Below are 24,307 nucleotides of genomic sequence, written 5' to 3'. Positions count from 1 at the left end.
GCCGCGAGCCGCTGCCGTACCCGGCTGGCACCATGGCTTCATGAACATCATGCTCTTCCACTCGACCTACGGCCTGCGACCAGCGGTTCACCGGGCCGCGGACCGGTTGCGGGCCGCCGGGCACGAGGTGTGGACGCCCGACCTCTTCGACGGGCGGACCTTCGACACGGTCGAGGAGGGCATGGCCTTCAACGAGGAGCTGGGCAAGGAGGAGCTGCTCAAGCGGGCCGTCCTGGCCGCCGCCCCCTACTCGGAGCGAGGGCTCGTCTACGCCGGGTTCTCCCTCGGCGCCGCCACCGCGCAGACCCTGGCCCTGGGCGACGCCAAGGCCCGCGGGCTGCTGCTCCTGCACGGCACGTCGGACATCGCGGCCACCGCGTCCGTCGACGGCCTGCCCGTGCAGCTCCACGTGGCCGAGCCGGACGCGTTCGAGACGGACGACTGGCTGAGCGCCTGGTACCTCCAGATGCGCAAGGCCGGCGCCGACGTGGAGATCTACCGCTACCCCGGCGCGGGCCACCTCTACACCGACTTCGACCTGCCCGACTTCGACGAGGAGGCCGCCGAGGCCACCTGGCGGGTGGCACTCGGCTTCCTCGACACCCTCTGATGGGGGCTACACCGGGTCGTACGTCCGCTCCACCTTCTGCGTCCCGCTCCGCGTCCGGTACGAGCGCGCCCACGACGACCGCGCGTCGGGCTTCGTCCGGTCGGACAGGACGTAGAAGTCCATCTGCGCCCGCGCGGCCGTGATGTCGAGGACGCCGTAGCCGTGCCGGTCGGTGTCCACCCAGTGGACATGCCGGTTGGCGGCGCGGATCAGGGGCGAGGCCACCGCCGAGACGGTGCCCTCGGGGACCTTCACCAGGTCGTCGAGGTTGTCCGAGGTCACCGAGGTGACGACGAACTCGGTGGCCGCGGACGCCGACAGCGGATACGTACCGGCGTTGACCGGCACGTCGTTGGCCCAGGCCATGTGGATGTCGCCGGTCAGGAAGACCGTGTTGCGGATGGCGTTCTCCCGCAGGTGGGCGAGGAGTTCACGGCGGTCGTCGGTGTAGCCGTCCCACTGGTCGGGGTTGAGGGCGAGGCCCTCCTTCGGCAGGCCGAGCAGCTCCGTCAGCGGTCCGAGCAGATCGGCGGTGAGGTTGCCGAGCGCGAACGGGGCGATCATCACCGAGTTGCCGACCAGCCGCCAGGTCGTGTCGGAGGACTTCAGCCCCGTCTTCAGCCAGTCGAGTTGGGCCCGGCCGGTCAGCGTACGGTTCGGGTCGTCGACCTGGCCGTTGCCGACGCCCACCTGCTGGGAGCGGTAGGAGCGCAGGTCGAGCAGCGAGAGGTCGGCGAGCTTGCCGAAGCGCAGCCGCCGGTAGGTGGTGCCGGCGATCGCCGGACGCACCGGCATCCACTCGAAGTACGCCCGCTTGGCCGCCGACTGGCGGGCCGCCCAGGAGCCCTCCGTGGCCTCGGTGTGGTTCTCGGCGCCGCCCGACCAGGCGTCGTTGGCGATCTCGTGGTCGTCCCAGATGGCGATGACCGGGGCGACCGCGTGCAGGGCCTGGAGGTCGGGGTCCGTCTTGTAACGGGCGTGCCGGACGCGGTAGTCGGCGAGGGAGACGATCTCGTGGGTCGGCGCGTGCGGTCGGACGACCTTGCCGCGGGTGGCGTACTGGCCGGTGCCGTACTCGTAGATGTAGTCGCCCAGGTGGATCCAGGCGTCCAGGTCGCCGCGGGCGGCCAGATGGCGGTAGGCGGCGAAGTGGCCGCCCTCCCAGTTGGCGCAGGAGACCACGCCGAAGCGAAGCCCCGCCGGGGCGGCGTCGGCGGCCGGCGCCGTCCGGGTGCGGGCGGCGGGCGAGTCGGTGCCGCCGGCCGAGAAGCGGAACCAGTAGTCGGTGGCCGGGGCGAGACCGCGGACGTCCGCCTTCACGGTGTGGTCGGAGTCGGCGGTCGCGGTGACCGAGCCCTTGGCCACGACCGTCGTGAACGCCTTGTCCCGGGCGACGGTCCAGCCGACCTCGACGTCCGGGCCGAGGCCGGAGCCGGGTATGGCCTCCGGGGTGGGTGTCACACGGGTCCACAGCAGGACACCGTCGGGCAGCGGATCGCCGGAGGCGACACCGTGCAGGAACGCGGGGGCGTCGGCGGCGCTCGCGGGGAACGCGGCGGTCAGCGGGGCCGCGAGGACCGCGCCCGCGGCGGCCGCCTTGACGACCGTACGGCGGCGCGGGGCGGAGGAGGAGAGGCCCGGCTGAGCGGGCGACATACCCCTGGGGTCGGCGGGGACACCGGAGTTGGAGTGAGATCTGCGACTGGTCACGGCGGATGAGATTACTGATCAGTAGCGGTTTGGGTAAGGCGTATGACGTGAAATCCGCCCAATGTTCAGATCGCGGTGCCCTGTTGGTCGAAGGTCCGCCCGGTCACGGTCCGTCGGCGTACCCCCGGGCCAGGGCGATCAGCGCGGCTCGGTCGGCGCAGCCGGTGCGGTTGCGCAGGCTCGCCAGGTGCTTCTCGACGGTGCGCGGGGAGAGGAAGAGATGCTCGGCTATCTCCTGGTTGCCGAAGCGGCGGCCGAGCAGCCGGAGCACCTCGTACTCCCGGGCGGTCACCCCCGTCCGCCGTAGTTCCGCCGGGATCGTGTCGTGGCCCTGGCGGCGCCGGGGCACGGCGGAGCCCGCGTCCCGCAGCAGCGCGCGGCACGCCGCCGACACACGGGTGGTCCCCCGGTCGTGGAAGAACTGCTCGGTGGAGCGCAGCCATTCGACCGGCCGGCCCCAGCCGTCGGTGAGGGCCGCCCCGGCGCCCAGACGCAGACACAGGTGGGCGGCGAGGGGAATGGAGTCGGTCCCGACCAGGGCCTCCTCCGCGGACTTCGCGGCCTCGGCGGCCCTGCCCTCACGGCCCAGCAGCACGGCGCGGGACCAGCCGACGAAGGGCCGGTCCCAGTGGACCTGGGCGAGCCGGTCCGTGCCGGGGCCCTCCAGTTCCGCCCAGCCGACCGTGCCCTTCAGCGTGCGCAGCAGCAGATACGGTCCCAGGAAGCCGCCGACCCCGCGGGTGCTGGGCAGCGCCCGCATGACGTGGTCGGCCTCCGTGAACTCGGCCAGCGCCCGGTCGTGTTCCTCCCGCATCAGGGAGCAGATGCCCTGGGCCCAGCCCCACACGGAGGTGTCGTAGCCCCAGACCGCCCCCGCGCTCCGGCCGGCCAGCGCGGTGCGCAGGGCGTCCAGGGCACTCTGGAGGCGCTCGCGTTCACCGAGCGCGGCGGCGACGACGCCGTCCACGCCGACCCCGATCAGCTCCACCTCGCGCAGCCGCAGCCGCCGGGCCGTCTCCCGCAGCCGCCGGGCGGACTCCACCGCCCGGTCCTGTTCGTCGCGCAGCACATGGGCGAGCGTCAGATGCATGTCGGCCCAGGCCGTCATGAGGGTCGCGCCGGTCTCCTCGGCCGCCCGCCGCGCGGCCGTCAGGCGGTCCGTGCCGGTGAACCGGAGCCGGTCGAGCACACCGAGTTCCAGCAGACCGCGGATGCGCCACACCGGCAGGGCGTGGGTCTCGGCCGTCGCCACCAGGCGGGCGAACGTCTCCTCCGCCTCGGCGAGGCTCTGGGGCCGCAGACAGTAGCCGAGCATGTTCAGCGCCTTGCAGCTCACCTCCGGCAGCCCGACCGCCTCGGCGGTGGCGACGGCTCCCTCGGCGAGGGCCCGGGCGGACTCCAGCCGATCGGGGCGCCGCGAGTTGAGGACCAGATGGGCGGCGACCGCGTCCAGGGAGGCGCGCGCACCGGGGTCCGGGTCGTCGCCGAGCAGTTCCCTCGCCCGCCGTACGGTGGCCAGGCCCTCCTCCCACTGCTGTGCCGTGGCCGCGGCCCTGGCCCGGGTCACGAAGCCCGCCACCCGCCGGGTGTTCGGTGCGCCCGACGCGGACAGTACGTCGTCCAGCCGGTCCCCGAGCTCCGGTACGCGCCGGACGTCACCGGTGAGGACCAGGGTGCGGAGCAGTTCCTCCAGCAGCCCGGCCACGGCGTCGGGCGGGGTGTCCGGGGCGCCCGCGGTCAACTCCAGGCCCCGGTCGAGGAGTTCCACCGCGGTCAGCAGCGCGCCGCGCGCGACGGCCTGTCGCCCCGCCCGGGTGAGCAGGACGGCCGCCCGTGCCCGTCGGCCACCGGCGACACACAACTCGGCGGCCAGCCGGTCGAGATCGTCCCCGGCCTCCCCGCCGATGAGTTCATGGGGCTCGTGGGGGACGCCCTCGTGCCGCGTCCCGGTGGGCCGTGCGTCCTCGTGCCGCGTCCGGGCGTGTCGTGCGCTCTCGTGTCGCGTTCCGGCGTGTCGGGTGTCCTCGCCCTCCGGGCGCTCCGCGGTGTCCGGCGGCCGTCCCGCCGCACCCCGCACCGATTCGATCGCGTCGGCGGCGGCGAGGCAGAGGGCGGCTCGTTCGGTGGGGAGGAGGCGGTGGGCGATGGCGTCGGCGGTCAGGGCGTGGCGGAAGGCGTGCCAGCCGGGCTCACCCACGGGGGAGCCGCCGGAGACCAGGTCGGCGTGGGCCGCGTGGCGGAGGTGGGTGAGGGCGGCGCCGCGGTCGAGACCGGCGACGCGGGCCGCGATGTCCACCGGGAACCGTCTGCCGAGGACCGCCGCCGCCTCCAGGAGGGCCACACCGGGCGCCGGCAGCCGGTCCACGCGTTGCAGCACGGCGGCGGCGACGGTCGCGGGGACCCCGGCGTCGAGGGAACCGGTGACCGTCCAGCCGGAGGCGCCGTCCCGGACGAGGCTGCCGCCGTCCACCATGGCCCGCAGAAGTTCCTCCACCACGAACGGGACGCCCTCGGAGACGGCGTGCAGCCGCTCCAGCACGGCCGCGGGCACCTCGTCGGCGTCGCCGTGGCCGAGACAGCGGGCGGCCAGCTCGGCGGTGCCTGCCGGCCCGAGACGGGTGAGGCGCAGCGAGCGGGCGGAGCGGCGGGACACGGCGGACTCGACCAGGTCGAGGGCGGGACCGGGCTCGCCGCGCAACGTGGCCAGCAGGACGGCCCGTTGGCCGGTGAGGTTGTCGGCCAGATAGTCGACGATGGCGAGGGTGTCGGCGTCCGCGTCGTGCAGGTCCTCCAGCACCAGCACACAGCCGCCGTCACGGCCCAGTACCGCCAGGAGCCGCAACACCGCCTCGGCGTACCCGACCAGGGGCGCCCCGTCCTCCGGCGCGAGTCCGCACAGCCGGGACAGCAGGGGTTCGTAGAGGCCGAGGTCACCGTCCGAGGGCGCGTCCTCCCCGCGCAGCGCGGAGAACACGGCCTCCGCGAGCGGGCGCAGGGGCACGGCGCGCCCGGCGGACGCCGCGCGCCCGCGCAGTACGCGGGCTCCGGCGTGCGCGGCGGCCAACGCGGCCTCCTCGACGAGCCGGGACTTGCCGATGCCGGGCTCACCGAGCACGAACACCGACGCGCCCCGCCCCTCGCGGGCCGCCCGTACGGCGGCGGTCAGAAGGTCCCGCTCCGCCTCCCTGCCGACCAGCGCGGGCGTCGGCAGTGATGAGAACGACGACACCTCAAGGCTCCCTGCGCCGCGTCGAATACGCCTTCGAGGCGTACAGGTTAGTACCCGTGTGCACAGGGGCCGCACAACTATATGGGGGATCTTCCCCGATGGCCGGGGCCCGGCGCCGGGGCACGCTTGTCACCGGCAGGGCAGGGGGACAGGGCATGGCCTGGGGGGACATGCCCTGCCTGCCGCTTCATCCGTCGTGCTGGGAGGTCGTCATGCAGGGTGCCCGGATATGGGCCGTCGCCGGGGTGCTGGGCGTGGCCCTGTGCGGGTGTTCGTCGTCCACCGGGTCCACGGGAGCGGGCAGCGGCGGCGGGTCGTCGTCGGGCGGGGCCGCGGCGGACACGCCCGAGGTGCCGGTGACCACCCAGGACCTGGAGCGGGTCTGCTCCGACGGGCTCGGCTTCAAGGGGCTGCCGGCCTACGACCGCGCGAAGAAGTCCGTGCACCCGGCGCAGCTCATGCGGAGCGACGGCGACGACGACGGCTGGACGAGCAGCGTGCCCTCCGACGGCGACTTCCCCAAGGGCTGGTTCCTGGACTACATGGACAAGCCGGAGAAGGCCGAACTGGTCGTCTGCGTCGAGCGCACCAAGGCCACCGCGACCGGCAAGGTGTGCGACATGGAGGCCGACGGCAAGCCGCTCAAGATCAAGACGTACAACACCACGTACCGGCTGCGGGTGGTCGAGGCGCGCACCGGCAAGGAGCAGTACACGTACACCGGCAAGGCCGAGTCCGACGAGTGCCCGTACTACGTCCTCACCTCGAAGGGCGAGGACGCGGACAAGTACTACAACGAGGTGCGCCCCGAGGACTACCGCAAGCGCGTCAAGCCGTACATCGCCCCCTAGGTCGTGTCCGCAAAGTCCCGTCTGCCCCGCGACGCCTGGCACGCACTCTCGACGCACCGGGCGAAAGCCCAAGTACATCCAGTACGAGGGCTCTCACCCGGCACGCCGAGAGCACGCACCAGACGCCGCGGGGCCCGCCCTCCGGGCGGACGACGGGACTTTGCGGACACGACCTAGCGCGGCCGGCCTCCGCCGGGGCCCTGGCCGGGCCCTCAGCCTCCGCCGGCCCCGTGCCGCGGTCGGGCCGTGCGGGCGGGTGTTCCTGGCGGCCTCCGGGAACACCCGCCCGCCCCACGGCGAACGGCGCGGACGCCGGCGTTACTTGGTGACGCCCGCGTCCTTCAGGGACTTCTCCCAGTCGGCGACCGAGGACGGGTTGCCGACCGTCTTGTCGTTGATCTTTATGGTGGGGGTCGACTGGACGCCCTTGGCGTCGTCGAAGGACTTGCTCATCCTCATCGCCCAGGCGTCGTAGGTGCCCTTCTCCACGGCGTCCTGGAACTTCTTGTTGTTCTTCAGCGCGTCCACCGTGTTCGCCACCTTGATCAGATAGCTGTCGTCGGCGAACTTGTCGGTCGTCTCCTCCGGGTGGTACTTCGCGGAGTACAGCGCGGCCTTGTAGTCGAGGAACGCCTCGGGGCTGACGTTCAGGGCGGCGCCCAGGGCGCTCAGCGCGTTCTTCGAGCCCTCGCCGCTGAGCCTGTCGTCGAGGAAGGTGCCGAGGGTGAAGGACAGCTTGTAGTCGCCGTCCTGCATGCCCTTGTCGACCGTCTCACCGACGGTCTGCTCGAACTGGGCGCAGGCGGGGCAGCGCGGGTCCTCGTACAGGTGGACCACGTTGTCGGTCTTGGAGTCGCCGATCACGACGGTGGCACCGTTCGCGCCCGAGGTGTTGGCGGGCTTGACCACCGTGGCGTCGGCGGCGGCCTCCCACTTGGTGGGCTTGCCGGTCTGCACGACGGCGTAGCCGATACCGCCGGCCGCCGCGAGGACCGCGACGACCGAGGCCGCCACGATCGCCTGCCGCCTGACCTTCGCGCGCTTGGCCTGCCGTTCGCGCTCCAGGCGCAGCCGCTCGCGCGCCGCCGACTTCGCCGTCTGGCTGTTCCGCTTGCTCATGTGGGTGAACTCCCTGGACAACACGCACACATGGGTGTGCGGGATACGTGGATGGACTGCTCGTGCTCGGCGGCACTCGGGAGCCCGTGGCTCACCGAACGCCCTGAAGGGTCACGCGAAGGTGACCGAGCACGGCGGTCCGCGCCGCCCCAGGGAGTGGGCGAGGAGAAGGGTGCGGGCGGTGGAGCCGCGGTGCGTGGTGCGCGTCGGCCGCTGCTTCGCCGGGGCGCACCGCGGCGTGAGCGCGGCGACCGCGAGCAGCAGGGGCCGGAAACCGGCGGCGACGGCGGCGCCGAGGAGCTGGGCCAGCGCCCGCTCGCCGCGGCGCAGCCAGGCGGCGGCCAGCAGCCCCACACCGATGTGCGCGGCGAGCAGCAGCCAGGCCGCGGCCGGTCCCGCGCCCGACAGCAGCGCGGCCGCCTGGTCGGAGTCACCGGTGACGCGCGCCAGCGGGGCGCCGACGGCGCCACCGCACAGCACGTCCAGACCGACCTGGCGCAGCGGACCCGTGACCGGGCCGCCCGCCTCGCCGTAACAGGCGTGCTGCCCCGTCGTGAACACCGTGTCCGCCGCGAGCTCCAGCGGGATCAGCACGGCGGCGATCCGTCCGAAGCCGCGCTCACGGCGGCCGGCCAGCGCGTACGCGACGGCATAGACGGCGGCGGTGATCGCGGCCACGCCGACCAGCGGCAGGGGGGCCCGGGACAGCAGGACGTGCGACGCGGTGCTGAGCGTCACGACGAGTGCCGTGAACAGCGCCGCGCGCGCGGCTCTGAGATGCGTCCCGGATATGTCCATACCGCTGGAGAGTGTCCCACGGACCCCCGTAAGGGAGCCCTAAAGGACGGCTGTGCACTCCCTTACGGGCGCGGGATCCGGCCGGTCACAGGCCCGGGATCCGGCCGTTGCGGAAGAGGTCCACGAAGATCTGGTGGTCCGTACGCGCGCGTGCGCCGTAGCGGTGGGCGAAGTCCACCAGCAGGGGCGCGAAGCCCGGCTCGTCGGCGGCGATCGCCGCGTCGATGGCCCGCTCCGTGGAGAACGGCACCAGGGACTGGCCGGAGAGGTCGTCCGCCGCCGCGTGCATCGTCGCCGTGGCCCGGCCGAGGTCGGCGACGACCGCCGCGATCTCCTCCGGGTCGTCGATGTCGCCCCAGTCCAGGTCCACCGCGTACGGCGACACCTCGGCGACCAGCTGGCCCGCGCCGTCCAGTTCGGTCCAGCCGAGCCACGGGTCGGCGTGTGCCTGGAGGGCACGCTGGGAGATCACCGTGCGGTGGCCCTCGTGCTGGAAGTAGTCCTGGATGCGCTCGTCGGTGATGTGCCGGGAGACGGCCGGGGTCTGGGCCTGCTTGATGTAGATCACCACATCGTTCTCCAGGGCGTCGGTGGCGCCCTCCAGCAGGATGTTGTACGACGGCAGCCCCGCCGAGCCGATGCCGATGCCGCGGCGGCCCACGACGTCCTTCACCCGGTACGAGTCGGGGCGGGTCAGGGAGGACTCCGGGAGCGTCTCCAGATAGCCGTCGAAGGCCGCCAGCACCTTGTAGCGCGTGGCCGCGTCCAGCTCGATGGAGCCGCCGCCGGGTGCGAAACGGCGCTCGAAGTCACGGATCTCGGTCATCGAGTCGAGCAGCCCGAAACGCGTCAGCGAACGCGCGTCGCGCAGCGCCCCGAGCAGCGGGCCCTGCGCGGTGTCCAGGGTGAACGGCGGCACCTCGTCCCGCTTGGCGCCCGCCGCGACCGCGTGGATCCGCTCGCGGTAGGCGGCCGCGTACACGTTCACCAGGTCCGTGATCTGCTCGTCGCCGAGCGCCTTCGCGTACCCGATGAGCGCCACCGAGGCGGCGAAGCGCTTCAGGTCCCAGGTGAAGGGGCCGACATAGGCCTCGTCGAAGTCGTTCACGTTGAAGATCAGACGGCCCGTGGAGTCCATGTACGTGCCGAAGTTCTCCGCGTGCAGGTCGCCGTGGATCCACACGCGCGAGGTGCGCTCGTCCAGGTAGGGACCGGAGTCCCCGTCCCCGCCGCCCCACGCGGAGGTCGCCTCGCTCAGGTCGTGGTAGAAGAGGCACGCCGTACCCCGGTAGAACGCGAAGGCCGAGGCCGCCATCTTCCGGAACTTCACGCGGAACGCGGCCGGGTCGGCGGCCAGGAGCCGTCCGAAGGCGGTGTCGAAGACGGCGAGGATCTCCTCGCCGCGTCGCTCGTCGTTGAGCTGCGGAACCGACATCGCTGGGTGCCTCCTGGTACATGACGAATGGGACGGCTGGTCCGTCCCCTGGGCAACGTCCGGGGGTGCGCGGGAGTGCCCGCGACTCCTTCACGAAAGGTACGGGGGAGAGCCCTCACGGTGATGCTCCTATTGCCTGTCAAGCGGCTTGGAGCCAGTTGCGGTAGGCGTGGGCGAGGTCGTCGTCTCGGCGGATGCCGCGTTCGAGGGTGGAGATGGCGGTCGGCCAGAGTCCGAGGTGACGGGCGGCCGCGGTGAGCGTGATGTTCTTGGACTGTCTCAGGGGCCGCAGGTCGGCGATGCCGGGGACGGTGACGGTGGTGGTCAGGCAGCGGAAGATCTCCCGGGCGATGGCCCGTTTCAACAGCCGGATGATCTCCTTCTTCGTCCGGCCCGCGGTGGTCTGGCGCGCCACGTATTCGCGGGTGCGCAAGTCGCTGGACATGCGGACCAGGGCGATGCGGTAGAGGGCCGCGTTGGCCTGCCGGTCGCCGCCGCGTGAGAGGCGGTGGCGGTTGGTCCGGCCGCTGGAGGCGGGGACCGGGGCGGCTCCGCAGAGGGTGGCGAAGGACGCTTCGCTCCGCATGCGTTCAGGGTTGCCCCCGGCAGTGACCAGCAGCTGGGCCGCGGTGTCGGGGCCGACTCCGTAGGCGGCCCGCAGGCCGGGGTTGTGGACGGTGACCTCACTGTCCAGGGCCCGGGTCAGTGCCTCGTGCTCGGCGGTCAGCTCTTTGACCCGCCGGGCGAGGCTTTTGAGCGCGGCCAGGACCGCGGTGTGGACCGCGTCACCGGCCGGCCGCAGCCGGGCCAGGGTGTCGGTGCGGTCCGTTCCCTTCAGCCGGCCGTACTTGGCGCGGATGGCCTCGGGCGCGGTGATGAGGAGGTGGCCGATCTGGTTCAGGGCCGCGGTGCGGGCCTTGACCGCGGAGCGGGCGGCGTTGTGCAGGGCACGTATCCCGGCGACCGTGTCGTCCTTGGGCGCGCCGGAGGCCCGTCCGGACAGGGCCGCCCGGGCAGCGGCGTAGGCGTCGATGGGATCGGACTTGCCGATGCGGCGCCGTTCGGCCCGGTCGGGCCGGTTGACCTCCACCACGTGAAGGCCCGCCGAGCGGGCGGCCCGGGTGAAGCCCGCCCCGTAGGAGGCGGTGCCTTCCACGCCGATCGCGATCACGTGGCCGTGCGCGGTCAGGAAGGCCACCGCCGCGGCATACCCCGCGGCGGTGGTGGCGAACTCGGCGTCCGCGAGGTGACCGCCGTTGTCGCTGATGACCGCGACGTGAACCGTGTCGGCGTGAGAGTCGACCCCACCGCACACGATCTCATCGGCTGTGTCCTGTGCCGTCACTGCTGCCATGCTGGTAAAGCCTTCCCAGTCCGGAGGCAGGCGTCGGCCGGGTGGCGCAGACAGGACATTGAGGGGGCTTCTGACCAAGCTCCTATCAGGTCATGTTCCGCCCGGCCGAAGCCATGAGAACAGGCCCCGGCAGCCGGACAGAACAACGGGAGGACAACCCAGCAGGACGTCAGTCAGTGCCCGAGTCACGACCACCGGAACCTGCGTACCACTATCAATGTCAGTGCCGAGGCATAGACTTCGACGCTGTCCCCCAGACTGTCCGCAGCCCGTCGGGGACCCGTCGTCGCCCTGCCGTCCGCAGTTCTCCCTGGAGGCCGAAGCCGTGTCAAAGCCGCCGTTCACGCACCTGCACGTCCACACCCAGTACTCGCTGCTGGACGGTGCCGCGCGGCTCAAGGACATGTTCAACGCGTGCAACGAGATGGGCATGACCCACATCGCGATGTCCGACCACGGCAACCTCCACGGCGCGTACGACTTCTTCCACACCGCGAAGAAGGCCGGGATCACCCCGATCATCGGCATCGAGGCCTATGTCGCCCCCGAGTCCCGGCGGAACAAGCGGAAGATCCAGTGGGGCCAGCCGCACCAGAAGCGGGACGACGTGTCCGGTTCGGGTGGTTACACGCACAAGACGATCTGGGCGGCGAACAAGACGGGCCTGCACAACCTGTTCAAGCTCTCCTCGGACGCGTACGCGGAGGGCTGGCTGCAGAAGTGGCCCCGGATGGACAAGGAGACCATCTCCCAGTGGTCCGAGGGGCTCATCGCCTCGACGGGCTGCCCCTCCGGCGAGCTCCAGACCCGGCTGCGTCTCGGCCAGTTCGACGAGGCGCTGAAGTCGGCCGCCGAGTACCAGGACATCTTCGGCAAGGACCGGTACTTCCTGGAGCTGATGGACCACGGCATCGAGATCGAGCACCGGGTCCGCGACGGCCTCCTGGAGATCGGCAAGAAGCTCGGCATCCCTCCGCTGGTCACCAACGACTCGCACTACACCTACGCCCACGAGGCGACCGCGCACGACGCCCTGCTGTGCATCCAGACCGGCAAGAACCTCTCCGACCCGGACCGCTTCAAGTTCGACGGCACCGGCTACTACCTGAAGTCCACGGACGAGATGTACGCCATCGACTCCTCGGACGCCTGGCAGGAGGGCTGCGCGAACACTCTGCTGGTCGCCGAGCAGATCGACACCACGGGCATGTTCGAGGCCCGGAACCTGATGCCGAAGTTCGACATCCCCGAGGGGTACACGGAGGTCAGCTGGTTCCGCGAGGAGACCATGCGCGGCATGCACCGCCGCTTCCCGGACGGCATCCCGGAAGACCGCATGAAGCAGGTCGAGTACGAGATGGACACCATCATCTCGATGGGCTTCCCGGGCTACTTCCTTGTGGTCGCCGACTTCATCATGTGGGCCAAGAAGCAGGGCATCGCGGTCGGCCCCGGCCGTGGCTCCGCGGCCGGCTCGATCGTCGCGTACGCCATGGGCATCACCGACCTCGACCCGATCCCGCACGGTCTGATCTTCGAGCGGTTCCTCAACCCCGAGCGCATCTCCATGCCCGATGTCGACATCGACTTCGACGAGCGCAGGCGCGTCGAGGTGATCCGGTACGTGACCGAGAAGTACGGCGCCGACAAGGTCGCCATGATCGGCACCTACGGCAAGATCAAGGCGAAGAACGCCATCAAGGACTCCGCGCGCGTCCTGGGCTACCCCTACGCGATGGGCGACCGGCTCACCAAGGCCATGCCCGCCGACGTCCTCGGCAAGGGCATCGACCTCAACGGCATCACCGACCCGTCCCACCCGCGCTACAACGAGGCCGGTGAGATCCGGTCGATGTACGAGAACGAACCGGACGTGAAGAAGGTCATCGACACCGCCAAGGGCGTCGAGGGCCTGGTCCGGCAGATGGGTGTGCACGCGGCCGGCGTGATCATGTCCAGCGAGCCCATCGTCGACCACGCCCCGATCTGGGTGCGGCACACCGACGGTGTGACCATCACCCAGTGGGACTACCCGCAGTGCGAGTCGCTCGGCCTGCTGAAGATGGACTTCCTGGGCCTGCGCAACCTCACGATCATGGACGACGCCATCAAGATGGTGAAGGCCAACAAGGGCATCGACCTGGAGATGCTCTCGCTCCCCCTGGACGACCCCAAGACCTTCGAACTGCTCTGCCGCGGTGACACCCTCGGCGTCTTCCAGTTCGACGGCGGCCCCATGCGCTCCCTGCTCCGCCAGATGCAGCCCGACAACTTCGAGGACATCTCCGCGGTCTCGGCCCTGTACCGGCCCGGCCCGATGGGCATGAACTCGCACATCAACTACGCCGAGCGCAAGAACGGCCGCCAGGAGATCACCCCGATCCACAAGGAGCTGGAGGAGCCGCTCCAGGAGGTCCTCGCGGTCACCTACGGCCTGATCGTCTACCAGGAGCAGGTGCAGAAGGCCGCCCAGATCATCGCCGGGTACTCCCTCGGCGAGGCCGACATCCTCCGCCGGGTGATGGGCAAGAAGAAGCCCGAGGAACTGGCGAAGAACTTCACCATCTTCCAGGCCGGCGCCCAGAAGAACGGTTACAGCGACGAGGCCATCCAGGCCCTGTGGGACGTGCTGGTCCCCTTCGCCGGCTACGCCTTCAACAAGGCCCACTCCGCCGCGTACGGCCTGGTCTCCTACTGGACGGCGTACCTCAAGGCCAACTACCCGGCCGAGTACATGGCCGCGCTGCTCACCTCGGTCAAGGACGACAAGGACAAGTCGGCGGTCTACCTCAACGAGTGCCGGCGCATGAAGATCAAGGTGCTCCCGCCCAACGTCAACGAGTCGGAGCACAACTTCGCCGCCCAGGGCGACGACGTGATCCTCTTCGGCCTCGAAGCCGTGCGCAACGTCGGTACGAACGTGGTCGAGTCGATCATCCGCAGCCGCAAGGCCAAGGGGAAGTACGCCTCCTTCCCCGACTACCTCGACAAGGTCGAGGCGGTGGCCTGCAACAAGCGCACCACGGAGTCGCTGATCAAGGCCGGGGCATTCGACACGATGGGACACACCCGCAAGGGCCTCACCGCGCACTTCGACTCGATGATCGACAACGTGGTCGCGGTCAAGCGCAAGGAGGCCGAGGGCCAGTTCGACCTCTTCGGCGGCATGGGCGAGGAGGACAGCAGCGAGCCGGGCTTCGGGCTCGACGTGGAGTTCACCACCGACGAGTGGGACAAGGCCTACCTCCTCGCCCAGGAGCGGGAGATGCTCGGCCTCTATGTCTCCGACCACCCGCTGTTCGGTCTGGAGCACGTGCTGTCCGACAAGGCCGACGCGGGCATCGCCCAGCTCACCGGCGGCGAGCACGCGGACGGCGCGGTCGTCACCATCGGCGGCATCATCTCCGGCCTCCAGCGCAAGATGACCAAGCAGGGCAACGCCTGGGCCATCGCCACCGTCGAGGACCTCGCCGGCTCCATCGAATGCATGTTCTTCCCGGCAACCTACCAGCTCGTCTCGACCCAGCTCGTCGAGGACGCCGTCGTCTTCGTCAAGGGCCGCCTCGACAAGCGCGAGGACATCCCCCGGCTCGTCGCGATGGAGCTCCAGGTCCCCGACCTGTCCAACGCGGGCACCAACGCGCCCGTGATCCTCACCATCCCCGCCACCCGGGTGACCCCGCCCATGGTCAGCCGGCTCGGCGAGATCCTCACCCACCACAAGGGCGAGAGCGAGGTGCGCATCCGGCTCCAGGGGCCCACCAAGACCACGGTGCTCCGCCTCGACCGGCACCGGGTGAAACCCGACCCGGCCCTCTTCGGAGACCTGAAGGTACTGCTCGGACCGTCCTGCCTGGCCGGCTGAGTCCGCCCCGGCGGACCGAGGGGCGTGAGCGCGCGAGGGGCGCATCCGGAGTTCCGGATGCGCCCCTCGGTGCCTTGGGGCTGCGATCAGCCCGTCACGCGGATGTCAGTTGTGGCCGAAGCGCTTCTGCCGGCCCTTGCGGGCCATGTCGCCGGGGGTCACCGAGGCGACACGCTGGTCGGCGCCCGACTCCATGGAGGACGGCTGTACCTCCCGCTGACCACGCTCGGACTGGGGCTGCTTACGGTCCTGCTTCTTGTTCTTGGCCATGGTGATCTGCCTCCTGTGGGTGATCTAGGGGCCAGGGCCGCGACCAGATTCACATAGCCCGACACGCCGCGCATGTCGGGGAATCACCGTCCGTGACAACCGTTGTCGCCACCTGCGGTGCGATGCGCGGCGCGACCGGCGAATACGCCACGCCGATGATCCAGTTCCGGCCGTTAACCTCCGCGAGGTCGGGCAGACTCGAAGGAAGCCCTAAGCACACCTCCCGGAAAGAGGGTGGATCGCGTGGACCGCTGCATCGTCCTGGTGGACGCCGGGTATCTGCTCGGCGCGGCCGCCAGCCTCCTCGCCGGGGAACCCTCCCGCTCCCGCATCACCGTCGACCACACGTCCCTCATCCAGGGGCTGCGCGAACGCGCCGAGGGCGACACCGAACGCCCCCTGCTGCGCATCTACTGGTTCGACGGCGCCCCCGACCGCGTACCGCAGCCCGAGCACCGCAGGCTGCGCGTGATGCCCCGGGTGACCGTCCGGCTCGGCGCGCTGACCCGCAGCGACGGGCGCTGGGCGCAGAAGGGGGTGGACGCCGCCATGCACGCCGAGCTGACCGAGCTGGCCCGCAACCGGGCCTGCTCCGACGTGGTCCTCGTCACCGGCGACGGGGATCTCCTGCCCGGCATGATGGCGGCCAAGGAGCACGGCGTCGCCGTGCACCTGTGGGCGGTGCAGGCCGCCGACGGGGACTACAACCAGTCCGAGGACCTGGTCGCCGAGGCCGACGAGCGGCGCGTCCTCGACCGTGCGTGGATCACCAAGGCCGTACGGGCGAAGGACCTCGGAGGGGTCTGCGCGCCGCCTCCCGTGCCCCGACCGGAGATCGCCGCGATCCTGTCGGCGCCGCTGCCCGACTCCGCCCTCGCCGCGGCGGAACGACCGGCCCCCGAGCCCGAACAGGCCCCCGCGGGACGCAACGGCGCCGCCGAGCGGGTGCCCGCGGCCAAGGGCGTACCGACGCCGAAGGACCTCGCCGCCCTGCGGGGACCCGGCGCGCACCCCGCGCACCACCCGGCGACCGCCACGCTGCGCTGGTCCTCCGACAAGGGGTGGGTGGACCGGCCCGCTGCCTCGGCGGAGCCGCCGGAGGCGGCGGCGATGCCGACGCTGGCGCAGCTGACCACGGCGGAGCAGCGGTGGGCCGACCGGGAGGAGGACATCACCACGGTCGGCGGCGACCCCTTCGAGGTGGGACAGGTGTTCGCCCGGCGGTGGATCTCCCGGCTGACCGACCCGTCCCATGTGCAGAAGCTGTCGGCGATGTACCCGCGGGTGCCGCACCGCGTGGACGGGGAGCTGCTGCGGTACGCGGCGCGGTTCGGGCTGCTCGCGCACAAGGACGACCAGATCGACGAGCACGACCGGTACGCCATCCGGGCCGGGTTCTGGCGCGAGATCGATGTGCGGACCGCCACGGAGCACCCACCGGCCGGGGAGTGAGCCCGCGGCACCGCCCGGGCCTGCGCGTTCGCCGGCGGCGACGGGCTCACCGCGGCGTGTCGCGCGGTTTCCCCCGCCCGGCGAGGGGTGCCCCGGAGGCGATTCGGTCCCCGGGACCCCGTAGGCTCGTCCCTCGTGAGTACGCGTTCGGCACAGGCGGTTCGGCATGACGGGGATGTCGTGTGTGCCGTGCGGGGCCTCACCAAGACGTATCCGGCTACCCGGGGACGGCGCGGGACGCCGGGAACCCCCGAGGTACGGGCCAACGACGCGGTCGGACTGGAGGTCCGGCGTGGCGAGATCTTCGGACTGCTCGGGCCCAACGGCGCCGGGAAGACCACCCTCGTACGGCAGCTGACCGGGCTCATGCGGCCCGACGACGGCACCGTCGAGATCCTCGGGCACGACATCGTGCGCCACCCGGAGCGGGCCGCGCGCATCCTCGCCTACCTGGGCCAGGAGTCGACCGCGCTCGACGAGCTGACCGTGGCGCTGGCCGCCGAGACCACCGGGCGGCTGCGCGGCCTCGACGTACGGCGGGCGCGCGCCGAACGGGACGCCGTCCTCGACGAACTCGGGCTGAGCGGCCTCGCCGCACGGCCCCTGAAGAAACTGTCCGGAGGACAGCGCCGGCTCGCGTGCTTCGCCACCGCGCTGGTCGGCGAGCGGCCGCTGCTCGTGCTGGACGAACCGACCAGCGGCATGGACCCCGTCGCCCGGCGGTCGGTGTGGGCGGCCGTCGACCGGCGGCGCGCCGAGTCCGGCACCACCGTCCTGCTGGTCACCCACAACGTCATCGAGGCCGAGACCGTCCTCGACCGGGTCGCCGTCCTCGACCAGGGCCGCGTCATCGCCTGCGACACCCCGGCCGGGCTGAAGGAGAAGGTCGCCGGCGAGGTCCGCGTCGACCTGGTGTGGCGCGAGCGGGCCCCGCTGGACGTGCCCGAGGTGGCCGCCCTGCTGCCCCGGGCCGTGGAGTCGGGCCGCCGCTGGACTCTGCGGCTCGCCCCCGAGGAGGCGCGCGCGGTGGTGGCCACCGTCACCGGCGGCGCCGCCTTCGTCGCGCTCGACGACTTCACGCTCGCCACCCCGAGCCTGGAGGACGTCTACCTGGCGCTCGGCGGCAGCGCGGGCCACGCACAGGGCCTGGTCAAGGCGTGAGGGGCGCGGGCAGGGGCCGGACGGCGGCCGGTACCGGCGTGAACGCCGGGGCTGCCGCAGCCGTACGAGAATGGGCGACAGCCGAAGCGCGAAGGAGCAGCTCGACGTGAGTGTCGTACCCGCCGAGGCCCTGCCGGGCAGTGCCCTGGCAGTCGAGGAGCGCGCGGAGCGGGAGGCCGCCGAGCTGGGGCCCCGCGCCCGGCTGTGGCCCTCCCTCGCCGCCGTGTACCGGGCGCAGCTCTCCCGGGCACGGGTCGCGCGGATCCCGCTGCTGTTCGTCGCCACCTTCCAGTCGATCGGGATCATGATCCTGATGCGCGGGGTGGTGGACGGCGGAGCCGAGGCACAAGCCGTCGTCGCCGGGTCGTCCGTGCTCGTCGTCGCGTTCGTGGCGCTGAACCTGCTGGCGCAGTACTTCGGGCAACTGCGCTCCAGCGGCGGCCTCGACCACTACGCGACCCTGCCGGTGCCGCCGGCCGCCGTCGTCCTCGGCGCCGCCGGCGCGTACGCGTCGTTCACCGTGCCGGGGACCGTGGTCACGGCGGTGTTCGGGTGCGTGCTGTTCGGGCTGCCGCTGGCCCACCTGTGGGTGCTCGCCGCGGTGATCCCGCTCGCCGGGGCCGCCCTCGCCGGGCTCGGCGCCGCGCTGGGACTGCTCGCCCCGCGCCCCGAGCTCGCCACCGTCCTCGGCCAGCTCGGCATGTCGGCGGCGCTGCTGCTGGGCGTGCTCCCGGCCGACCGGATGCCCGCCCTGATCCAGTTCGCCCGCGACCTGCTGCCCTCCACCTACGGCGTCGAGGCCTTCGCGCGGACCTTCGGGCCCCACCCCGACTGGGCGTTCGTCCTCGGCGACCTCGCCGTCTGCGCGGGCGTCGGTGTCGTCTCCCTCGCCGTCGCCACCTGGGCGTACCGCAGGGCCGCCGTCCGGTGACGCGCCGCACGGCCACGCCTGGCACGATGTCAGAGTGACCGCACCGTTTTCTTCGCCTCCGCCGCAGCCGCACCACCAGCCGCCGACCGACCCCTGGGCCCAGCCGCCCACCGGCGGACACGGCGAGGGACACGTGTGGCACGAGCCGGAGGAGCCGTCCGGGCCCGGCATGGGGAGAGAGCTGCTGGAGGCCGCCGTCGTCACGGTGGTCATGACGCTGGTCGGCGGGGTGCTGCTCGGCGTGCTGTGGTGGTGGCTCGCCCCGCACGTACCGCTCGTCTCCGACGGGTCGGCGGTCTACTTCAAGGACACCGAGGGGGAGCAGGCCGTCGGCGTCGACGGAACGTTCACGCTGCTCGCGCTGGGCATGGGCGCGGTCAGCGCGCTCGTCGTGTTCCTTCTGCGCCGGCGCGGCGGCGTGCCGCTGGTCGCGGCGCTCGCCGTGGGCGGGCTGCTGGGTGCGGTCGTGGCGTGGCGGCTCGGGGTGTGGCTCGGGCCCGGCACGGATGTGGTGGCCCGGGCGAAGGAAGCGGGGCGGGGGGTGACGTTCTCGGCGCCGCTGAAGCTGGCGGCGAAGGGGGCGCTGCTGGCGTGGCCGCTGGCGGGGTTGCTGGTGCACCTCGTGTTGACGGGGCTGTTCGGGCCGCGGGACCCGGAGCGGTTCGAGGAGTACAAGGGCGCCGAATGACTCGGCGACCGCACCCTGCCGCTCGGCCGCAGGACGGCGGGCCACCGGCGTCGCCGGTCAGGGCAGCGTCCAGAACCGGACCGTGACGAGGTAGAAGACGACGACCCAGAAGACCATCGCCACCGCGACGACAGCGAGACCGCGGAGGTTGGCCCTGGCCGGTTCGTCCGGTGCCGGCCGCAGCCATCGCCCGAGCATCGGGTTCACGTAGTAGGGCATGGTCAGGAAGCTCATGAGGAAACTCGACAGCAGGTTGCCCACGAGCAGGCCGATCCAGAGCGGCATGTGCAGCGGGGACAGGGCGAGCGTCAGCAGCACGACGGTCGGGTACAGGCCGACCCAGACCGCGAGGGAGGTCCTGGTCTCGGAGGCGGGCGACGGTGCCTCCTTGCCGTTGCCCTCGAAGGCGAACCAACTGCCGAACGAATTGTCGATCGTGTGCAGTTGGAAGTCGCTGAACTTCTCGCCCTCGGCCAGGATCCTCCTCCGCTGGGGCGACGTCAGCCACGCGTCGAGGTGTTCCGCGCTGTCGTAGCGGTACAGCGTGGTCCATTCCTCCTGAAGCCCCTCGATGGGGCGGAAGAGCTCGGTCCCGCGAAACCCCTCGAACTTGCTCTCCTCCTGGACCATGCGGTGCTGCCAGGCGAGGAAGTCGTCGACCTGGTTCGGGGCGACGCGGTGAGTGACCACCACGGTGACCAGCGGATCGAGTGACTGGGTGCCGCTGCTGACCACCTGCTGGGTCGCTGGGCCGTCGAAGTACTTGGCGCCGACGTCGAGATACGTCTGCCTGGTCGCGCTGTTGATCCACGCCTGCAGATGCGCCACCGAGTCGAACCGGTACACGACGACCCAGTCGGACTGCAGCGCCGTCGGCGGGGAGATCTCGGCGCCGAGGAAACCGGGGTAGTAGGCGGCCGCGGCGTTGAGATCCTCCTGCCATGACTCGAACTCCCGCTCCGTTCCGGGCTGGACCCTCTGGCCGATGATCGCCGTCGCCGCGGCGGCTACGTTCTTTTCCGTGTTCATGGTGGCTCAACCTGTCGACACCGACTGCTCCGCAGGGAGTCGGCCGTATATGCGTTCCGGAGTCAGCGGCAGCGCGCGGTAGCGGACACCCGTGGCGTCATGCACCGCGTTCGCGAGCGCGGGGGCCACCGGGTTGATGCAGCACTCCGCCATCCCCTTCGCCCGCAGGGGCCCGACCGAATCCGCCGAGCCCACCAGGAGGACCTCGGTACGGGGGATGTCGGCGTAGGTGGGGATGCGGTAGTTACGGAGGTTCGGGTTGACCATGACGCCGTTGCCGTCGACCTGATGGTTCTCGGTCAGCGCGAAGCCGATTCCCTGGGCGACACCGCCCTCCACCTGTCCCCGGACCTGCGCCGGGTTGATGACCACCCCGGCATCGGCCGCCTGCACGCTGAACAGGATCCGTATCTCACCCGTCACGCGGTGCACGGCGACCCGGAACCCCTGCGTGTTGGAGGTGACGCTCCGGGGTGAGCCGTATGCCTTGCGGGCGGCGGTGAAGCGGATGCCACGTCTCCGGGCCAGCGCGACGAGTTCGGCCAGCGACACCCGCCGGTCCCCGCAGACGACACCGTCGTCGTCCATCGTGCACATCACGACATGGATGCCCGTGTGCGCGGCGGCGAAGTGCAGAATGCGGTCGCGCACGGCATTGGCCGCCCGCAGGACCGCGTTGCCCGCCACGAAGAGGCCCGCGCTGGCGAAGGCACCGGTGTCGAATCCCGTGCGGTCGGTGTCGGACTGCACCAGACGGATCCGTGACGGTGTCGTGCCCAACTGGTTGGCCGCGATCTGGACATGGGCCGTGGAGGTTCCCTCCCCGAACTCGGTGGTGCCGACCGCCAGTTCGTAGATGAGATCGTCGCCCAGCGTGACCCATGCCTCGGAGAGGTGGTCCGTCGGGGGCGCGGTCTCGTGCAGGGAACTCGCCACGCCGGCTCCGACGAGCCACTCGGGGCCGGGAGGCGGCTGGTCGGCCGTACGAGCCAGGGCGTCGCCCACCAGGTCGATGCACCGGGCGAGGCCGTCCTCGGTGAAGATCACGTCGTCGGGGCCCTCGTGCGTCGCGAGCAGGGGCTCACCCGGTCGCACGATGTTGCGCCGGCGCAGTTCGAGCGGGTCGATGTGCAGGGCGCGGGCCAGTTCGTCCATCGCCGACTCTACGGCGAACGCCGGCTGCGTCATGCCGTAACCGCGCAGCGCCCCGCTGGGCACGGTGTTCGTGTAGACGGAGTACGCGTCGTACTTCTTGTTGGGGCAGCGGTAGATCATGACGGCGGCTCCGCCCGCGTACAGCGTTTCGCCGCCGTGGTTCCCGTAGGCGCCGGTGTTCGACACGTTGCGTACCTGGAGGGCGGTGAGCGTTCCGTCGGCCTTCGCGCCGAGCTTGACCGTCAGGCTCATCGGATGCCGCGGCGAGGCCGTGGTGAACTCCTCCTCGCGGGTGTACTCGAAACAGGTGGGCCGTCCGGTGTCCAGGGTGGCGAGCGCGACCAGGTCCTCCGCGATCACCTCCTGCTTGCCCCCGAATCCGCCGCCGACGCGCTTGCAGAACACCCTCACCTGGTCCGGGCGCAGCGCGAACAGGTACTCCAGCTTGACCTTCGCGATCGACGGAGACTGGGAACTGGTGCGGACGTTCAGCCGACCGTCCTCCATCCAGGCGATCGAACCGTGGGTCTCCAGATGTGCGTGCTGCACCCGCGGTGAGAAGTACGTGCCTTCGTGGATCACGTCGGCCGCGGCGAACCCCGCGTCGACGTCACCGATGTGCGTGTGGAGTTCGACCAGGAGGTTGTGGCCGGGGTCGCGGACGAACGGATCGTGGGAGCCGTGCAGTTGGGGTGCGCCGTCGGCCATCGCCGCCTCCGGGTCGAACACCGCCGGCAGCACCTCGTACTCGACCGCGAGGCGCCGGCAGCCCTCCTCCGCCGCCCCGATCGTGTCGGCCAGGACCGCGGCGACGCGCTGACCGGCGAAGCGGACCGTGTCGTCGAGGACGTAGGTGTCGTCCGGGTCGACCAGGTGGTCGGTGTGGATCGCCGTGGTGAAGCGTCTGCGGGGTACGTCTTCCCAGGTGTAGACCCGATGCACGCCGGGCACCGCGAGGGCGGCGCTCCTGTCGATCGAGAGGATCCGGGCGTGGGCGTGGGGCGAGCGCAGCACCTTGAGATGCAGCATGCCGTCGATCCGCGTGTCCATGGTGAACTCGGCGTGACCGGTCACCACGTCATGGCCCGCGGGCGCGCCGACGCTCGTCCCGACGGCCTTGCCCGGTGCTGCCGTCTCCACCGCGCTGACGCCCTTCACGGCGTCCTCGATCGCCCGGTATCCGGTGCAGCGGCAGAGGTTCCCCTTCAACGCCCGTGGCAGATCCGCCTTCTGTTCCTCGGTGAAGGTCGCCGACGTCATGATCATCCCGGCGGTGCAGAAACCGCACTGGAATCCCGGGGCGTCCTCGAACTGCCGCTGCATGGGATGCGGGGCGCCCGGTCGCCCGAGGCCCTCGATCGTGGTCACCTCACGCCCGTTCGCGCGGAAGGCGGGGGTGATGCAGCTGTGCACCGGTACGCCGTCCAGCCACACCGTGCAGGCGCCGCAGTCGCCCGCGTCACAGCCCTTCTTGACGCCGAAGTGGCCGAGGGCGCGCAGGAACGTGCGCAGACACTGCCCCGGGGCCGGTTCCCGGTCGAATCCCCGGCCGTTCACGAGGTAGGTCATGACAGGTCCCCAGCCGTGAGTTCGCGGCGGATCTCTTCGGCGAAGTGCCGTGACAGGTGCAGACGGTGGTCGGGGGTCCCGTTGGGATCGGCGAACCAGACGTCGGCGGGCACGGCGTCGATGCTCTGCCGCAGGGTTCGGGCATCGGGCAGGGACGCGAAGGCGAGGCGGACCGGCCGTGTGGTGCCGGCGGTGACCGTGAGCAGCAGGTCATGCGCTCCCGGACGTCGCGTGCCGACGAGGAACACCGTCGAGCGGCCGAGCCGGGTCAGCGTGAAGCGACGGTGCGCGGTGCGTTCGCGCAGCGCGTGCTCCGGAATGGTGATCCGCCGGAGGATCTCCCCGGGGGCGAGAATGTTGCGGTGGTCGCCCGTGACGAAATCGAGGGCGTCGACGAAGCGTACGGAGCCGTCGGGCGCCCACAGCTCGTACCGCGCCTCCAGCGCGACCGTCAACGTGATCATCGGACCGGCCGGCAAGGACATGCAGATGTTTCCGCCGACGGTCGCCGCGTTCCAGACCTTGAACGAGGACAGGAACGCCTCGCAGCTCGTCCGGAAGAGACTCCCGGCGGTCCAGGTCTCCGGCCATGGAAAGGCGTACAGGTCGCGAATGGTGCAGGTGGCGCTGACCTCCAGACCCTCGTCCGTCGGGACAAGGGGCTCCCAACGCAACGCCGTCAGGTCGATCAGCCGTCGCAGGTCCGGCTGCTCCGTGGAATAGAGCCAGGTTCCGCCTGCGAGCCAGGCGTCGCCCTCGTGCCAGTCCATGCCTGGCTGCTCGGACGGCTGCCGGATTACTTCGGTGATGGTGTTGAGGTCCATGGAAACCGACCTACGGGAGAACGGGCCTACGGGAAGGCAACCGTCCCCTGGGGCTGGTGGCGTGGATTTCCCGCTGATCTGACCGAGCGGATACCACCGTGCCGTACTGTCGGGCGGCCGAGCCACGAGGGGACGGCGGGCACACGCAGTTCTGCCTCAGCTTATCGCAGCGGGCGGATGACGGCCCGGCCGAGGACAACTGGCCCCGCACACCGGCCCCGCACACCGGCCCCGCACACCACCCCCGCCCGCCACTT

The 24,307-nt window shown here is 71.3% G+C and carries 17 protein-coding genes; 7 read left to right on the top strand and 10 right to left on the bottom strand.

The window, feature by feature from the left end:
• Nucleotides 1-40 precede the first annotated feature (40 nt).
• Nucleotides 41-610, top strand: coding sequence for a dienelactone hydrolase family protein (locus SMA5143A_RS08090; RefSeq protein ID WP_107462222.1), 570 nt, complete (start codon nt 41-43; stop codon nt 608-610).
• A gap of 6 nt (nt 611-616) precedes the next feature.
• On the opposite strand, the gene SMA5143A_RS08085 is transcribed toward SMA5143A_RS08090, so the two are convergent.
• Both SMA5143A_RS08085 and SMA5143A_RS08080 read right to left on the bottom strand, forming a co-directional pair.
• Nucleotides 617-2,266: an alkaline phosphatase D family protein gene (locus SMA5143A_RS08085; RefSeq protein WP_107462221.1), complete on the bottom strand. Its 1,650-nt coding sequence runs from the start codon at nt 2,264-2,266 to the stop codon at nt 617-619.
• Nucleotides 2,267-2,423: 157 nt separating this feature from the next.
• Nucleotides 2,424-5,549 (bottom strand): helix-turn-helix transcriptional regulator, encoded by a 3,126-nt coding sequence (locus tag SMA5143A_RS08080; RefSeq protein WP_258193447.1) that lies wholly within the window; start codon nt 5,547-5,549, stop codon nt 2,424-2,426.
• Nucleotides 5,550-5,761: 212 nt separating this feature from the next.
• Between SMA5143A_RS08080 and SMA5143A_RS08075 the strand changes: the two genes are divergently transcribed.
• A complete protein-coding gene (locus SMA5143A_RS08075; RefSeq protein WP_099968963.1) occupies nt 5,762-6,400 on the top strand; it encodes a hypothetical protein in 639 nt (212 codons plus the stop codon).
• Between the two features lie 318 nt (nt 6,401-6,718).
• Here SMA5143A_RS08075 and SMA5143A_RS08065 read toward each other — a convergent pair whose 3' ends face one another.
• From SMA5143A_RS08065 to SMA5143A_RS08050, 4 genes are all read right to left on the bottom strand, one after another.
• Entirely contained in the window at nt 6,719-7,519 is an 801-nt protein-coding gene (locus tag SMA5143A_RS08065) for a DsbA family protein (protein ID WP_107462220.1), read from the bottom strand.
• 111 nt (nt 7,520-7,630) lie between these two features.
• The gene (locus tag SMA5143A_RS08060) at nt 7,631-8,317 is read right to left on the bottom strand and encodes a hypothetical protein (protein ID WP_107462219.1); all 687 of its coding nucleotides are present in this window, start codon (nt 8,315-8,317) and stop codon (nt 7,631-7,633) included.
• A gap of 85 nt (nt 8,318-8,402) precedes the next feature.
• Entirely contained in the window at nt 8,403-9,752 is a 1,350-nt protein-coding gene (locus tag SMA5143A_RS08055; protein WP_107462218.1) for a DUF2252 domain-containing protein, read from the bottom strand.
• A gap of 139 nt (nt 9,753-9,891) precedes the next feature.
• Entirely contained in the window at nt 9,892-11,106 is a 1,215-nt protein-coding gene (locus SMA5143A_RS08050) for an IS110 family transposase (protein WP_107462217.1), read from the bottom strand.
• Nucleotides 11,107-11,431: 325 nt separating this feature from the next.
• Here SMA5143A_RS08050 and dnaE point away from each other — a divergent pair, with 325 nt between their 5' ends.
• The gene (dnaE, locus tag SMA5143A_RS08045) at nt 11,432-14,971 is read left to right on the top strand and encodes a DNA polymerase III subunit alpha (protein WP_107462216.1); all 3,540 of its coding nucleotides are present in this window, start codon (nt 11,432-11,434) and stop codon (nt 14,969-14,971) included.
• A gap of 105 nt (nt 14,972-15,076) precedes the next feature.
• Here dnaE and SMA5143A_RS42935 read toward each other — a convergent pair whose 3' ends face one another.
• On the bottom strand, nt 15,077-15,241 hold the full coding sequence (locus SMA5143A_RS42935; RefSeq protein WP_181361781.1) for a hypothetical protein: 165 nt from the start codon (nt 15,239-15,241) through the stop codon (nt 15,077-15,079).
• Nucleotides 15,242-15,484: 243 nt separating this feature from the next.
• Between SMA5143A_RS42935 and SMA5143A_RS08040 the strand changes: the two genes are divergently transcribed.
• From SMA5143A_RS08040 to SMA5143A_RS08025, 4 genes are all read left to right on the top strand, one after another.
• Nucleotides 15,485-16,693 carry an NYN domain-containing protein gene (locus SMA5143A_RS08040; RefSeq protein ID WP_107462282.1) on the top strand — a complete coding sequence of 403 codons (1,209 nt, stop codon included), beginning with the start codon at nt 15,485-15,487 and terminating at the stop codon, nt 16,691-16,693.
• A gap of 135 nt (nt 16,694-16,828) precedes the next feature.
• A complete protein-coding gene (locus SMA5143A_RS08035; RefSeq protein ID WP_181361780.1) occupies nt 16,829-17,854 on the top strand; it encodes an ABC transporter ATP-binding protein in 1,026 nt (341 codons plus the stop codon).
• A gap of 70 nt (nt 17,855-17,924) precedes the next feature.
• Entirely contained in the window at nt 17,925-18,785 is an 861-nt protein-coding gene (locus SMA5143A_RS08030; RefSeq protein WP_107462214.1) for an ABC transporter permease, read from the top strand.
• Nucleotides 18,786-18,819: 34 nt separating this feature from the next.
• Nucleotides 18,820-19,473, top strand: a complete 654-nt coding sequence (locus SMA5143A_RS08025) for a DUF2567 domain-containing protein (protein ID WP_107462213.1) — start codon at nt 18,820-18,822, stop codon at nt 19,471-19,473.
• Between the two features lie 57 nt (nt 19,474-19,530).
• On the opposite strand, the gene SMA5143A_RS08020 is transcribed toward SMA5143A_RS08025, so the two are convergent.
• Genes SMA5143A_RS08020 through SMA5143A_RS08010 form a run of 3 tightly spaced genes read right to left on the bottom strand, consistent with a single transcriptional unit; the run spans nt 19,531 to nt 24,050 of the window.
• A complete protein-coding gene (locus tag SMA5143A_RS08020) occupies nt 19,531-20,502 on the bottom strand; it encodes an antibiotic biosynthesis monooxygenase (protein ID WP_107462212.1) in 972 nt (323 codons plus the stop codon).
• A gap of 6 nt (nt 20,503-20,508) precedes the next feature.
• Nucleotides 20,509-23,226, bottom strand: coding sequence for a molybdopterin-dependent oxidoreductase (locus tag SMA5143A_RS08015; protein ID WP_107462211.1), 2,718 nt, complete (start codon nt 23,224-23,226; stop codon nt 20,509-20,511).
• Nucleotides 23,223-24,050, bottom strand: a complete 828-nt coding sequence (locus tag SMA5143A_RS08010; protein ID WP_107462210.1) for an FAD binding domain-containing protein — start codon at nt 24,048-24,050, stop codon at nt 23,223-23,225. The genes SMA5143A_RS08015 and SMA5143A_RS08010 overlap by 4 nt, the downstream gene beginning before the upstream one ends.
• Nucleotides 24,051-24,307: the final 257 nt, after the last annotated feature.

It is taken from the genome of Streptomyces sp. MA5143a, from assembly GCF_900290235.1.
In the GTDB taxonomy this organism is placed as follows: Bacteria; Actinomycetota; Actinomycetes; order Streptomycetales; family Streptomycetaceae; genus Streptomyces.
This window is presented reverse-complemented; position numbering and strand designations above follow the sequence as displayed.